1 protein-coding gene and 1 pseudogene (1 of these 2 only partly in view) are annotated in these 16,626 nt (G+C 61.8%); both read left to right on the top strand.

Annotated features, from left to right (window positions below; all coding sequences use genetic code 11):
* Positions 1-7,429 (top strand): annotated as a pseudogene (gene syrE, locus RYC17_RS00225) (syringomycin E biosynthesis non-ribosomal peptide synthetase SyrE) (its annotated part extends 12,032 nt beyond the left edge of the window); the annotation flags it as partial.
* A complete protein-coding gene (locus RYC17_RS26815; RefSeq protein WP_410478442.1) occupies positions 7,421-16,462 on the top strand; it encodes an amino acid adenylation domain-containing protein in 9,042 nt (3,013 codons plus the stop codon). The pseudogene syrE and the gene RYC17_RS26815, both read left to right, overlap by 9 nt.
* Positions 16,463-16,626 lie beyond the last annotated feature (164 nt).

Genomic DNA, 16,626 nt, shown 5'->3' with positions numbered 1-16,626 from the left:
CGCCGCGCATTGGCATACGCTGGTGGCTGAGTGGCACAACCAACCGCAGGCTGCTGAACAACGCCTGGCTGAGGTGCGCCTTATCAACGTCACCGGCGACGCATTATCGGCACAGAAACTCAAGCTCTGGGATGAGGTGCGCCCGGCGCACACTCGCCTGATCAACACCTATGGTCCGACCGAGGCCACCGTTTCCTGCACCGCCGCCTATGTAAGTCATGACGCTGCGGCTGGCAGCGAAGGCAGCGGCAATGCGACCATTGGCAAGCCGATGGCCAACACCCGTATCTACCTGCTTGATGCTCAGCAGCAGCCAGTGCCATACGGCGTGGCCGGTGAGATTTTCATCGGTGGCGACGGCGTGGCACGCGGCTACCTGAACCTTGAAGAGGTCAACGCCGAACGCTTCCTGGCGGATCCGTTCAGCAACAGCCCTGATGCCCGGATGTACAAAACCGGTGACCTGGCGCGCTACATGGCTGACGGCCGTATTGAATACCTCGGCCGTAACGACTTCCAGGTCAAAGTGCGCGGTTTCCGTATCGAGCTTGGGGAAGTCGAAGCCTGTCTGGGCAATTGCGCCGGGGTCAAGGAGGCGGTAGTGGTCGCTCGGGAAGATAACCCGGGAGACAAACGCCTGGTGGCCTATGTGGTTGCCCAGCCGCAAAGCCAGCTTACAACCGCTGAACTGCGTGCCGAACTGGCACCGCAACTGGCCGAGTACATGCTGCCGAGCGCATTCGTGATCCTCGACGCCTTGCCGTTGACGCCGAACCGCAAGCTGGATCGCAACGCCTTGCCGGCTCCGGAAGCCGATGCCTTTGCCAGCCGCGAACACGTGGAGCCGCAAGGTGAAACCGAGATTGCGCTGGCGCAGATCTGGCAAAACCTGCTCGATCTGGAACAAGTGGGCCGTCATGATCAGTTCTTTGAACTGGGCGGCCACTCCTTGCTGGCGATGCGTCTGATTTCTCAGGTACGCCATCAATTGGGCGTCGAACTGGGTCTGGCTGCGCTGTTCGCACATCCTGAACTGAGCACCCTGGCCGTAGCCATCTCTCAGGCCGGGCGCAGCAACTTGCCGGACATCGTGCCGGTGGCACGCGATCAGGCGTGGCCATTGTCATTCGGCCAGCAACGTCTGTGGTTCCTCGCTCAGATGGAAGGCGCCAGCGCGGCCTACCACATACCTGCCGGTCTGAGCCTGCATGGCAAACTGGACCTCAAGGCAATGCAACGGGCGCTGGAGAGCCTGGTTGCACGCCACGAAGGCTTACGCACCACATTCATTCAGGGTGATGACGGACAGCCGGTACAACGCATCAGCCCGGCGGATGCCGCTTTCAACCTGCAACTGCACGACCTGCAAGGGCTGGCGGATGCCGAGGAACAACTTCAGGCGCTGGCCAGCGAAGAGTCGCTGCAAAGCTTCGACTTGCAACAGGGCCCGCTGATTCGTGGCCGCCTGATTCGCATGGCCGAGGACCATCACGTCCTGTTGCTGACCATGCACCATATCGTTTCCGATGGCTGGTCGGTTGATGTGCTGACCCGCGAATTGTCTGCTCTCTATGCAGCATTCAGTCAGGGCCAGGACGACCCGCTTGCACCGCTGGAGCTGCAATACCTGGACTACGCCGTGTGGCAACGTCACTTGCTGAGCGGCGATCTGCTGCAACAGCAAAGCAGCTTCTGGCAGAAAACCCTGGCAGACGCTCCGGCGCTGTTGATGTTGCCCACCGATCGTGCGCGTCCGGCGCTGCAGGACTATGCCGGCGCAGCACTGCCCATCGTTTTCGACAAAGACCTTACCCAGCGCCTCAAGGCATTGAGCCAACGTCACGGCAGCACCCTGTTCATGACGGTCATGGCCGCGTGGGCCGGGCTGCTGGGGCGCTTGGCGGGTCAGGACGATGTGGTCATTGGTACACCAGTGGCCAACCGTACACGCAGTGAAGTCGAAGGGCTGGTGGGCCTGTTCGTCAACACCCTGGCGATCCGTGTTGACCTCAGTGACAAGCCTACCGCAGAGACTCTGCTGGCGCGGGTCAAACGGCAGACTCTCGATGCACAGGCGCATCAGGACTTGCCGTTCGAACAGGTCGTGGAAGTCATCAATCCGCTACGCAGCCTGTCCCACAGCCCGATTTTCCAGGCCATGTTGTCGTGGGAGCACAACGAGGCGTCTGATCTGACGCTCGGCGACATGACCCTGAAAAGCATTGAATTGGCCGCTGATACCGCTCAATTCGACCTGACGCTGGACATGGCCGAGGTGGATGAGCAACTGGTCGGCACACTGGAGTACGCCACAGCGTTGTTCGACGAGAGCACCATGCGGCGGTATCTGGGCTACTTCCAGCGTGTGCTGGAGGCCATGGTCGCCGACGACCAACAGGTGCTGGAGCACGTAACCTTGCTGGGTGTCGACGAACGTGAACATCTGCTGGCGGGCCTCAACGCAACCGAGGCGCCCTACCCGCAGGACTGCACGATTCATCAGCTGTTCGAAGAAAGGGTTCAGGCGCAGCCCGACGCCATCGCCGTGGCCTGCGGGGCGCAGCGCTTGAGTTATGTGGAGTTGAACCGCCAAGCCAACCGTCTGGCGCATCATCTCATCGGCCTGGGGATCAGCCCGGATGATCGAGTGGCGATCTGCGTCGAACGCGGCGTGGAAATGCTGATCGGCGTACTCGGTGTACTCAAGGCCGGTGCTGCCTATGTGCCACTGGACCCGGCTTACCCGGCCGAACGTCTGGCCTACATGATCGAAGACAGTACGCCGTCGGCACTGCTGACCCAGCGTGATGTGCAGGAGCGTCTGCCGACGCTTGACGTGCCGCTGGTGCTACTCGATGACGATCAACGCGATACCTTCTCCGAGCGTGACGACAACCCGGATGTGGAAACCCTCGGCGCAAACAATCTGGCGTATGTGATCTACACCTCGGGCTCCACCGGCGTGCCGAAAGGCGTAATGGTCGAGCATCGCGGATTGGTCGCCGTCAGCGCGGCGTGGAAGCAATTGTATCCGTTACACGCGCCACTCAATCACTTGCAGATGGCAGGGTTTTCCTTCGATGTGTTCAGCGCCGACCTGATCCGCTCCCTGGGTTTCGGCGGCACACTGGTGCTGTGCCCACGTGAGACCCTGATGGACCCGCCTGCGCTTTACCGTCTGCTGCGTGAGGCGTCGATAGGTTTTGGGGATTTCGTACCTGCAGTGCTCAACTCGTTGCTGGGCTGGGTGGAAGAGACGGGTCACGACCTGTCGTTCATGCGCACCGTGGTCTGTGGTTCGGATATCTGGACCGCGCACAGCGCCCGGCAACTGCGCAAACTCTGTGGCAATCACGTGCAGATCGTCCAAGCCTACGGTGTCACTGAAGCCAGCATCGACAGCACCTGTTTCGAGTTCGAGGCAAACAGCCAGGTCGACGGGGTCTTGCCGATTGGCCGGGCACTGGCCAACACGCGGATTTATCTGCTCGATGAGCTTGGCCAACCGGTTCCACCGGGTGTTGCGGGCGAGCTGTATATCGGTGGCGCAGGTATTGCTCGCGGCTATCTGAATTTGCCGCAACTCACCGCCGAACGCTTCATGGACAGTGCCTTTGTCAAGGGCGAACGGCTGTACCGCAGCGGCGATATGGCGCGCTACCGGGCTGATGGCAATATCGAATTCCTCGGCCGCAACGATTCACAGGCCAAGCTGCGCGGGCTGCGTCTGGAGCTGGGCGAAATCGAAGCACGTCTGGCCGAGGTCGCGGGCGTGCGCGAAAGCCTGGTCGTGATTCGCGAGGACAGCAGCGGCACGCCGAAACTGATCGCGTATTTTGTGGAATATGCCACCCGCGAACCTGCCGCCCCTGCCCTTACGCCACGCGCGCTGCGCCAGCAACTGCAACTCAACCTGCCGGAATACATGGTCCCGGCGGCGTTCGTGCGCATGGCCGCATTGCCGCTGAGCGCCAATGGCAAGCTGGATCGCAAAGCGTTGCCCGAGCCGGATGCCGAAGCTTTCGATCAGCATGATTTCGAGGCAGCCGACGGTCCGCTGGAGACGGCAATCGCCGCAATCTGGGCCGATGTGCTGGGCGTCGCACAAGTCGGTCGGCATGATGACTTTTTCGCGCTCGGCGGTCATTCATTGCTGGTCATGCGCGTGCTGGCTCAGGTCCGTCAGCAATTGAATCTGGAGGTTTCACCATCAGCGTTTTTCGCGGCACCGGTGCTGCAGCAGTTCGCCGAGCGGCTGGGCAATACGCAGAGCAACGCCCGCCTGGCGATCACGCCTGTGCAACGTTCGGGTGCGCTACCGCTGTCGTTTGCCCAACAGCGCCTATGGTTCCTCGCGCAATTGGAAGGTGGCAGCGCCGCTTACCATATTCCGGTGGGACTGCGCCTGCGCGGCAGCCTTGATCAGGCGTCGCTGCAACGCGCGCTGGATCGTATCGTGGCCCGCCATGAGGCGCTGCGTACCACTTTTGTACAAGAGCAGGGGCAGCCTGCGGAACAGCGCATCTCTGCCGCTGATACAGGTTTCGAACTGCAACTGCAGGTACTGGCCGGGCAGACCGATGCCGAAGAAAAGCTGCTTGCCATCGCTGCACAAGAGGCCGGCGAGCACTTCGACCTCGTCAATGGACCTCTGGTGCGCGGGCGTCTGGTGCGCATGGCCGATGATGACCACGTGTTGCTGGTGACCATGCACCACATCGTCTCCGATGGCTGGTCAACCGGGGTGTTGAACCTCGAGCTGGGCGCGCTCTACGCAGCCTTTAGTCAGGGCGCGGAGGATCCGCTGCCGGCCTTGCCGGTGCAATACGCCGACTACGCACTGTGGCAGCGTGAATGGTTGAGTGGCGACGTGCTGCAACAGCAGCGTCAGTACTGGCAGCAGGCCCTGGCAGGTGCGCCAGCCTTGCTGACCCTGCCGACCGATCGGCCACGTCCGGCGCAACAGGACTACAGCGGGCAGACGCTGGAACTGGTGCTCGATACACAATTGACCCATGGCCTCAAGGCGTTGAGCCAACGATATGGCAGCAGCCTGTTCATGACGGTCATGGCTGCCTGGGCCGCGCTGTTGGCACGTCTGTCCGGTCAGGATGACGTGGTGATCGGTACGCCGGTGGCCAACCGTATGAGCGCCGAGGTGGAGAACCTGATCGGGTTCTTCGTCAACACCCTCGCGGTACGGGTCGACCTATCGGGTGCCCCGAGCGTCGAAGCGCTGCTGCAGCAAGTCAAACAGCGGACTCTGGCTGCCCAGGCAAACCAGGACCTGCCATTCGAACAAGTGGTTGAAGTGGTTCGACCACAACGCAGTCTGTCTCACAGTCCGATTTTCCAGGCGATGCTGTCATGGCAAAACAACGAGGACACCGCTCTGGTGCTCGGCGACATGACGCTGCAAAGCGTCGCAGTGGCCGGTGATACGGCAAAATTCGATCTGACGCTGGACATCGGCGAGGTGGACGGGCAACTGATCGGCACGCTGGAATACGCCACTGCGCTGTTCGACGAAAGCACCATGCGCCGTTACCGCGGCTACTTCCTGCGTTTGCTGGAGGCCATGGTGGCCGATGATCAGCAAGTGCTGGAGCAGGTGCCGTTGCTCGACACTGCGGAGCGTGAGTACCTGCTGAAGGATATCAATGCCACCGAGCGCGCCTACCCGCTCGGTCAACTGATGCATCGCTTGTTCGAGGCTCATGCCGAGGCTGCACCGCAGGCAATTGCAGTCTGCCAGGGCGAGCAAACGCTGACCTATGCCGAACTCGACAGCCACGCCAACGCCCTGGCTCAGCAGCTGCGTCAGCACGGTGTGGGGCCTGGAACCCGGGTGGCGATCCTGCTGGATCGTTCGGTGGAATTGCTGGCCAGCATGCTGGCCACCCTGAAATGCGGCGCGGCGTATCTGGCGCTGGATCGCCTGGCCCCTGAAGAACGCCTGCGCTTCATGCTTGAGGACAGTGAAGCCATCATGCTGCTGAGCCGTAGCGACCTGACGGCACCTGACATGACGCCAAGACTGGATCTGGACACCCTGGAGCTGGCAGCGCTGAACCAGGCGCCAGTCGTGCTTGCAGATGAGGTTGCAGGCGAGACCCCTGCGTGCATCATCTACACCTCCGGCTCCACCGGTCTGCCCAAAGGCGTGATCGTGACCCACAACGGTATTGTGCGGCTGGTCCAGGACAACGGTTACTACGACTTCTCGGCCGAGGACCGTGTAGCGTTTTCGTCCAACCCGGCATTCGACGCCAGTACTCCGGAAATCTGGGGTGCATTGCTCAATGGCGGCCAGTCGGTGATTATCGAGTCACATGTGCTGCTCGAGCCGGTGGCCTTTGCTGCCGTGCTCAAACGCCACAAAGTGACAGCCATGATCAGCTCGACCGCTTTGTTCAACCTGTATGCCGGGTTGATTCCAGAGGCGCTGGCAGGCTTGCGCATGATCATGTGTGGTGGCGAGCGGGCTGATCCGGCCTCGTTCCGTCGGGTCCGTGAACACTCCGCTCAGGTACGCCTGTTCAACGGTTATGGCCCGACCGAAGGCACCACTTGTGCCACCAGCTACGAAATCTTCGATGTACTGCCTGACACCCTGAGCCTGCCGATCGGCAAGCCCAACGCCAACGTGCGGGTCTATGTGCTTGACGCCCGGCGCGAGCCGGTGCCGATGGGTGTGGTTGGCGAGATCTACATCGGTGGTACTGGCGTTGCACTCGGCTACCTGAACCGCCCGGAACTGACCGCCGAACGTTTCAGCGACGACCCGTTCAGCCCGCAGGACAGTGCGCGGCTCTATCGCACCGGCGACCTGGCGCGCTGGTTGCCGGACGGTAACCTTGAATACATCGCGCGTAACGATGGTCAGGTGAAGGTCCGCGGCTTCCGCGTCGAGCTTGGCGAAATCGAAAGTGTCCTGCACCTGTGCGACGGCGTGCGCAACTCCGTGGTGGTGGCGCACGAGGCCAGCCCGGGTGACACCCGTCTGGTCGCCTATTACACCGTGCATGCGGGCGTTGAAGCACCTGATCCAGAGGATCTGCGTGCGCAATTGAGTGCCGGTTTGGCGGAATACATGGTTCCGGGTGTGTTCATGCGCCTGGATACCTTGCCGCTGACGCTCAATGGCAAGGTCGACCAGAAAGCACTGCCGGCACCGGACCTGAACGCCATGTCCGAGCGAATCTACGTTGCGCCGGAGGGCGCCACCGAACAGGCCCTCGCAGAAATATTCCAGGAACTGCTGAGCCTCGAACGAGTTGGCCGCCATGACGGCTTCTTTGAGCTTGGCGGCCACTCGCTGCTGGCTGCGCAACTGGTTTCCAGGGTGCGCCAGCAGTTGAACGGCGACATGGCGCTGCGCCAGCTGTTCAGTCACCCGACCGTTGCCGAACTGGCGAAGGTGGTCGACGGTCTGCAAGCGGTCGACACCGACAGTATCGAACCCATCGAGCGTAACGCGCCGTTGGCACTGTCCTTTTCCCAGCAACGCCTGTGGTTCCTCGACAGGCTCGACCCTGGTGCCAGCAGCGCTTACCACATGCCGATGTCGCTGCTGCTGCGCGGCGAGCTTGATCACAGCGCGCTCAAGGCTGCGCTCGACCGTCTGGTCGCGCGTCACGAAAGCTTGCGCACCACGTTCGAGTTGCACGGCGAACAGCCGATGCAGGTCATCGCTGCGGCGGACAGTGGTTTCGCCCTGGCGGAGCAGGACTTGCGCTCGCAGCCTTATGAACAGGCCAGCCTCAGCGCTTCACGTATCGCCGACAGCGAGGCCGCTGCACCGTTTGACCTGTGCCAGGGCCCGCTGATTCGCGGGTGTCTGCTGCGTTTGGCGGATGACGAGCACATGCTGTTGATCACTCAGCACCACATCATCTCCGACGGTTGGTCGGTGGGTGTGCTGGTCAACGAATTTGCCGCCCTCTACCAGGCTTTCAGTCAGCATCAGCCAGACCCGCTGCCGGCCCTGTCGATTCAGTACGCTGACTACGCCGCCTGGCAACGCCGCACCTTTACGGGTGAGCGCCTGGCAGAGCAAGCCGGTTTCTGGCGTGAGCACCTGGGTGGTGCACCGACGCTGCTGTCGCTGCCCACCGACCGACCACGTCCGGCGGTGCAAAGCTATCGCGGTGGCAACGTGCCGTTCAAGATCGATTCAGCGCAATATCAGCGTCTGGAACGCTTCTGCCAGACCCACAACGTCACCCTGTTCATGGGGCTGCTTAGCGCCTGGTCGGTACTTATGGCGCGTCTAAGCAATGAACGCGATGTGGTGATCGGCGTGCCCACCGCGAACCGTGGGCGCACCGAAACCGAGAACCTGATCGGCTTCTTCGTCAACACCCTGGCCCTGCGCGTTGATCTGGCGCAAAACCCGAGCGTGGCGCAATTGCTGCAACAGGTCCGCCAGACCATTCTGGCGGCCCATGAGCATCAGGACATTCCGTTCGAGCAAGTGATCGAGGCCTTGCAGCCGCCACGCTCCATGAGCCATAACCCGCTGTACCAGGTCGCCCTGTCGCTGGATAACACCAGCGTCGGTGGCGAGTTGAGCCTGCCGGGCCTTAGCCTGCATCCGATGTTGCAAGCCCATGAAACCGCGCAGTTCGACCTGATGCTGATTTTGGGTAGCGAAAACGGCACGCTGACCGGGATGATCGAGTACGCCAGCGACCTGTTCGACCACACGACCGTCGAGCGCTTTGCCGAGCATTTCCATACCCTGCTGGAGGCGATGGTCGAGGATGTCGCGCAACCTGTGCTCGGCCTGCCGTTGCTCAGCCCTGCGCAACGCCTGGCCTCGCCTGCGCTATTGCAGCCCAAGGCGGTATTCGCGTCGGGTCTGATGGTGCATCAGCGCTTCGAGCAGTTCGCCGCCGCCCATCCGCAGAACATCGCGCTGGTCTTTGGCGGGCATGAGGTGAGTTACCAGGCGCTCAATCGTCGAGCCAACCGTCTGGCCCATGAACTGCTCGCCCAAGGCGTGCGTCCCGATGACCGGGTGGCGATCCTTGCCGAGCGTGGCACACAGATGGTCTGCGCGGTGCTGGCCGTGCTCAAGGCCGGTGCGGCCTACGTACCGCTGGACCCGACATACCCCAGCGAGCGTCTCGGCTACCTGCTGACGGACAGCGCGCCGGTGGCGTTGCTGGCCCAGTCGGCCTGCCTCGACGTGCTGCCGGCACACAATGTGCCGGTACTGACCCTCGGCGCGGATAACGACAGTTCTGATTTGGCGGATGAATCGCTGGACTGCAACCCTGAGCCTGCTGCTCTGGGGCTGTCCCGCGAGCACCTGGCTTATGTCATTTACACCTCAGGGTCTACAGGCCTGCCTAAAGGTGTACTGGTGGAGCACGGCAACGTGGCACGCCTGTTCGACGCCACCGCCGGACAATTCAACTTCGGGCATGGGGATGTCTGGACGCTGTTCCACTCCTTTGCCTTCGACTTCTCGGTCTGGGAAATCTGGGGCGCGCTGTGTTACGGCGGCAAACTGGTCATCGTCCCGAGTGAGGTGGCGCGTTCGCCGGATGACTTCTATGCGCTGGTCTGCGAGCAGCAGGTCACCGTTCTGAACCAGACGCCAAGCGCTTTCCGCCAGTTCATCCAGGCCCGCGAACGCAGCCCGCGCGAGCATGCGCTGCGTGAAGTGGTGTTCGGGGGTGAGGCCTTGGATTTCCGCAGCCTGCAGCCCTGGACCGCACGTACACCGCTGTCGCGTACCCGTCTGGTGAACATGTACGGGATCACGGAAATCACCGTGCATGCCACCTACTACCCGATCAGCCAGGCGGAAATCGACACTGCCATGCCAAGTCTGATCGGACCGGCACTTGATGACCTGTGCCTGCGTATCCTCGACGACTATCAGCAGCCGGTGCCGGTGGGTGTCAATGGCGAGATTTACATCGGCGGTGCCGGGGTTGCCCGGCATTACCTGAACCGCACGGAGCTGAATGCCGAGCGTTTTATTGCCGACCCCTATGCGTTGCAAAGCGGCGCACGGCTCTATCGTACCGGCGACGTTGCGCACTACCGCAGCGACGGCGGCGTGGTCTACGTCGGCCGTAATGACTCGCAAATCAAGATTCGCGGCTTTCGTATCGAGTTGGGCGAGATCGAGTCGCAATTGCTCGCCTGCCCCGATGTCCGTGAAGCGATGGTCATCATGCGTGAGGATCGCCCCGGCGACAAACGCCTGGTCGCCTACCTGATTGCCGAGGAAGGCACCGCGCCCGATTCAGCGCTCCTGCGCAGCCAGCTGGCCAGCGTGCTGGCCGAACACATGCTGCCCAGTGCCTTTGTGACCCTTGAAAGCTTGCCGTTGACCACCAACGGCAAGCTGGACCGTGCCGCCCTGCCCGCGCCGGACCAGTTCGCCACGGTCAGTCGTGACTACCATGCACCGCTAGGCGCTATCGAAACGACCCTGGCCGCTGCCTGGCAGGAATTGCTCGGGGTTGAACGTGTCGGTCGCCAGGATCACTTCTTCGAACTGGGTGGTCACTCCTTCCTCGTCATTAACCTGATAGAACGCTTGCGTCAGATCGGCCTGGTACTGGATGTGAGCACGGTGTTCTCGGCGCCAACCCTGCAAGCCATGGCCGCGGTCCTGGCGGGCGGCACTGCGGCGGAACGGGTCGCCCCGGCGAACCTGATTCCCGTCGATTGCACCGCGTTGACCCCGGACATGCTGCCGTTGGTGAAACTGACCCAGCAGGAACTGGAGCATATCGTTGCCGATGTGCCAGGCGGCGTCGCCAATGTTCAGGATATCTACCCACTGTCGTCGTTGCAGGAAGGCATCCTGTTTCACCACCTGCTGCAGTCAGAAGGCGATGCCTACCTGATGCGCACCATAGCGACCTTCGACAGCCGTGCGTTGCTCGACAAATTCCTTGGCGCGCTGCAAGTGGTGATCAACCGCCACGACATCATGCGCAGCTCCCTGCGCTGGCAAGGTCTGCCGCAACCGGTACAGGTGGTCCATCGCCAGGCACCGTTGCCAGTCATTCAGCTCGACGCCGCGCCCGGTGAAGACGCCTTGCAGATGCTGCGTGAACGCACCAATACCTACCATATGCGCCTGGACCTGCAACAGGCACCGCTGATAGCCGTGTACATCACTTACGATACCCGGCAGGAAAAGTGGCTGATGGCGTTGCTGGACCATCACCTTATCAGCGACAACGTCACCCTGCGCCTGATCATGGGCGAGATCCATGCTGTGATGGACGGACGCGCCGACGCCCTGCCGCCATCCCAGCCGTACCGCAACTTCATCGCCCAGGCCGCATGCGTTTCCCAGGCCGAACATGAAGCCTACTTCCGTCAACTGCTGGGGGATGTCGACACCACCACTGCGCCCTACGGCGTGCTCGATGTGCGTGGCGGCGATGCAGCAATCCTGCGTTCGGTGCAGGATCTGAGCGACGACCTCAGCGCGCGGGTCCACAGCACCGCAAGGGCCCAGGGCGTACCAACTTCCGTGCTGTTCCACGCGGCATGGGGTTTGGTGGTGGCCGCCACCAGCGGCCGCGACGACGGGATTTTCGGCACCGTGCTTTCCGGACGCTCCCAAGGCACCTCTGGCGCCAACCATGCGCTGGGGATGTTCATCAATACCTTGCCGATGCGTATTCGCCTGCAACAAAACAGCGTGCGCGATATCGTTCAGGATGCCTACCAACAGCTCAGCGGCCTGCTGACTCACGAACAGGCGCCTCTGGCCCTGGCGCAGCGCTGCAGCGCAGTGGATGCATCGCTGCCGATGTTCACAGTGATCCTCAACTGCCGTCACGGTGATCTGGTGAACACTGCCGGGGAAAACATCGAGGACATGAGTGAGGAGCAGGAAGGTATTCATTTCCTGGGCTCCGAAACCCGTACCAACTACCCGATCGAGATTGCCGTAGCCAATGAGGCCAATGGGTTCTCGCTGACAGCGCAGTCTATCAATGGCATCGACCCGCAGCGGATTGCCGCCTACCTTGGTCAGGCGGTTGCCGAGCTGGTCAACGCCCTTGAGCAGGATCCGGAACGCCTGGCAAGCAGCCTGGAAGTGGTCCCGGAGGACGAGCGGCAACTGCTGCTCAATAACTTCAACGACACCGCCCGTGAATTCGCTCCGGCAGTGCCGATCCATGCCTTGTTCGAACACCAGGTCCGCTGCAATCCCGAGGCTGTAGCGCTGGTCTACGAAGACCGCCAATTGAGCTATCGCCAGCTCAACCGCCGCGCCAACCACGTGGCCCGACAGCTGCTGCAACTCGGTGTGCAGCCGGACGAGCGCGTGGCCATCTGCGCCGAACGCAGTCTGGACATGATTGTCGGCCTGCTGGGCGTGCTCAAATCCGGTGCTGCCTACGTGCCGATTGACCCTGCCCACCCGACTGACCGCATGGCCTTCATGCTGCAGGACAGCCAGCCGCGTGCGTTGCTGACCCAGAGCGCGCTCAGTCTGCCGGTCGGCGACACACCGCTGATGCTGCTGGACAGTGCTGAGTCGCTGCGGGCGGCGGATGATCAGGCGTTCGACGCCAATCCGTTGGTAGACGGCCTGACGGCGGAAAACCTGGCCTACGTGATCTACACGTCAGGCTCCACCGGCCAGTCGAAAGGTGTCATGGTCGAGCACCGTTCGGTGTTCAACTTCTGGAACGTGCTGACCCGCACGACCCACCAGCATTGCCCGACACCGGCCACCGTGGCGCTCAACGCCGGGTTCTTCTTCGACATGTCGATCAAAGGCATCTCGCAACTGTTCTCCGGCCACACGCTGGTGATCATCCCGCAACTTATTCGTGCCAACGGCAGCGAACTGCTGGACTTCCTGGAAGCCCATCAAGTTCATGCCTTCGACTCAACACCGTCGCAGCTCGACACCTTGCTCTCGGCCGGTTTGCTGGAACGCAGCAGTTACCAGCCGATCAGCGTGCTGTTGGGTGGCGAGGCGATCAACGCCAGCACCTGGGAAAAGCTGCGTAACTGCCAGACCATCCGCTTCTACAACATGTATGGCCCGACCGAATGCACCGTGGACGCGACCATTGATCTGATCCGCGACCTGGGTGAAAAACCCAGCATCGGCCGGCCTATTGCCAACGTCCAGGTGCATGTTCTGGATGCGCGCGGCGAACCAGCACCACTGGGCGTCGCCGGGGAAATTCATATCGGCGGTAGCGGTGTGGCCCGTGGCTACCTCAACCGTGACGAGCTGAGTGCCGAACGTTTCATCGTTGACCGGTTCTCCAGTATTGCCAACGCCCGCCTTTACAAAACCGGCGACCTGGGTCGCTGGCTGGCTGACGGCACGCTGGAATACATGGGCCGCAACGACTTCCAGGTGAAGGTTCGCGGTTTCCGTATCGAGCTGGGTGAAATCGAAAACGTTCTGCTGGCCGTACCAGGCATCCGCGAGGTGGTGGTGATTGCCCGCAACGACAGCCAGGGTGATTCGGAAAGCCAGCGCCTGGTTGCCTATGTCTGTGGCGAATCGGTGGCGGCCGAGCACTTGCGTAGCGAGCTGCTCAAGCATCTGCCTGAGTACATGGTGCCCAGCGCTTTCGTCCATCTGGACGCCCTGCCGCTGACCTCGAATGGCAAGCTCGACCGCCGGGCGCTGCCGGCCCCCGGTCAGGATGCGTTGGCCAGCAAGGCTTACGAGGCACCGCAAGGTGAAACCGAAGAGGCCATCGCCGAGATATGGAAAGCCCTGCTGAATCTGGATCAGGTCGGGCGCAACGACGGCTTCCTTGAACTGGGCGGCCATTCGTTGCTCGCGGTGCAATTGCTGTCGCGACTGCGACGCAAGCTCGGTACACGCATCACCTTGCGTGAACTGTTCGACGCACCGACCGTGCGTGGCCTGGCCTCATTGGTCAACGCCGCGGCGCCAAGTGAAGCGCAATCGATTCCCAAGGCCAACCGCTCGGGCCGCCTGCCATTGTCCTTCTCTCAGCAACGCCTGTGGTTCCTCGATCACCTGGATCATGCTGCCGGTGCGGCCTATCACCTGCCGATGGCCTTGCGCCTGACAGGGACACTGGACACGGCTGCCTTGCAGGCGACGCTTGATCGTCTGGTTGCACGCCACGAAACCCTGCGCACGCGCTTTGAGTTGGTTGACGGTGAACCGGTGCAGAAGATCGCCCCGGCCGATACCCGCTTTCCACTGTTGCACCAGGATCTGCGCGGCCTTTCCAGTGATGAACGCACGGCGACCCTGACCCGCCTGGGTCAGGAAAATGCCACGCAACTGTTCGACCTGACTCAGGGGCCTATGCTGCGCGGGCATCTGCTGCAAGTGACGGATGCCGAGCATGTGCTGCTGATTACGCTGCATCACATCGTCTCTGACGGCTGGTCCAACAGTGTTCTGGCCCAGGAAGTGAGCGTGCTTTACAGCGCCTTCAGTCAAGGCCAGAAGGACCCGCTGCCAGCGCTGCCACTTCAATACGTGGATTACGCCGCCTGGCAGCGGCATTCCCTCGACGGACCTGCGCTGCAAGCCCAGATCGACTTCTGGCGCAAGCACCTGGAAGGCGCGCCAGGCTTGTTAAGCCTGCCACTGGACCGTCCGCGTCCGGCCATCCAGAGTTACACCGGCGGGCTCGTCGAATTTATGCTCTCGCCAGAACTGAGTGCTGACTTGCGCGCCTTCAGCCAGGCTCAGGGCAGCACGCTGTTCATGGTCCTGCTGGCGGGCTGGTCGGTGCTCATGAGTCACCTGAGTGGCCAGAATGATGTGGTGGTCGGTACACCTGTCGCCAACCGTCAGCGTCCGGAGCTGGAGCCGATGATCGGCTTCTTCGCCAATACACTGGCATTGCGTGTGGCAACCGGCCGAGAGACGCGTCTGAGCGACATGTTCGGCCGGATCAAGGACCTGACGCTGGCTGCCTACAGTCATCAGGACTTGCCGTTCGAGCAAGTGGTCAGTGCCTTGCAGCCGACCCGCAGCATGAGCCACAGTCCGTTGTTCCAGGTGATGCTGAGCCTGGACAACACACCACCTTCGCTGCTGCAACTACCCGACCTGCAAGTAGAGTCGCTGGACAGCACCCATATCACCACTCAGTTCGACCTTTCGTTGTCGCTGGCAGATACCGGCGAAAGCCTGATCGGTGGCCTGCAATACGCCAGCGACTTGTTCGACATAACGACCGTACAGGCCATTACGCAGCTGTTTACCAGGGTCCTGGAGAATATGGTGACCGACGCACAGCAGTCGATCGGTCAGGTGCTGGATAACACGCCAGCATTGCCACGTTCGGCTCATACCGTGGCTGTCGCTGCGACGGTCGAGGAGGAACAGCCTGAGGCCCTCCCTTACGAAGCGCCCGAAGGCGACACCGAGATTGCCCTCGCCAACCTCTGGAAGGAGCTGCTCAAGCTGGACAACGTCAGTCGCCATGACGACTTCTTCAAGCTGGGCGGTATTTCGCTGATGGCGGTGCAGATGGCCTCGCGCTTGCGCAAGGTTCTCGGCAAACCAATCGCCGTCCGCGATCTGTTCATCGAGCCGACCATTGCAGGTTTTGCCAGAACACTGGACGGCCAGGCACGTCCTGGTCAGCACAGCAATCTGGTCCCGGTCCGGCGCACAGGCTCGCAAAAGCCGCTGTTCCTGGTCCACCCGCTGGGCGGCGAAGTGCAATACGTGCGTGATCTGGCCGCTGCAATCGACCCACAGGTGCCGCTCTACGGCTTGGCCGCCAGTGGTCTGGCGGCTGGAGAAACGCCGCTGTTTGAGGTACCGGCCATGGCTGCGCGTTACCTGGCGGCGATTCGCCAGGTGCAACCGAAAGGGCCTTACCGGATCGGCGGCTGGTCTGCCGGTGGTCTGATCGCTTATGAAATGGCCCGCCAGCTGCAATCCAGCGGTGAACAGCTGGAGTTCCTCGGCATCATCGACACCTCCGCGCGTCTTGATCAGCAAGCGCAGGAGGCACTGAGCGAAGGTCAATTCCTGATGAGCTGGCTACCCGAGCAGCTCGAACCCGAGGTATTCCAGCAACTCACCGAGCTGGCCAGCACGGATGCCATCGATGAAATGCTGACACTCTGCATGGCACATAGCCTGCTTCCGGAGGAGCTGCCGCAGGACGTCGATGCCAACTTGTTACGCAGCCATCTAGCGGTGGCCTATGCGACCAATATCGCAATCGGTGCCTATGTCAGCCCACCCGCTCCGCTCTCGGTGACGCTGTTTACCGCCAGCGGGGAGGAGCGCAACGATCCGCTGCTGGGGTGGAGTGAGTTGCTTGAGACGCCGGTGAGCGTGACAGCGCTTCCCGGTACCCACGAGACCCTTGTCCGGGCGCCTCATGTCAGCACGCTGGGCCAGGCGATCTCCCGGGCGCTGAACAGGGAGCCGGCTCACAAGACCAGCAGAGAAGAGGTTTCACGTTCGATAACAGCGTCAGCTGAGCAGTGACCGCAGGGTTGCGCAGGATGTCCCGGTATCCCGTGACAGACTTCTCCTGCGCAACCCAGCTTAATTGTAGCCTCTAGCTGAATCGTTTTTTTGAAGACATTCATGCGTGATACCGGATTCGAGTGATGTTGAGGCGCGAAAGGTTTGAGCATCCAGAGGACGGA

The organism is Pseudomonas syringae group sp. J248-6 (genome assembly GCF_032586995.1).
Lineage (GTDB): Bacteria > Pseudomonadota > Gammaproteobacteria > Pseudomonadales > Pseudomonadaceae > Aquipseudomonas > Aquipseudomonas amygdali.
This window is presented reverse-complemented; position numbering and strand designations above follow the sequence as displayed.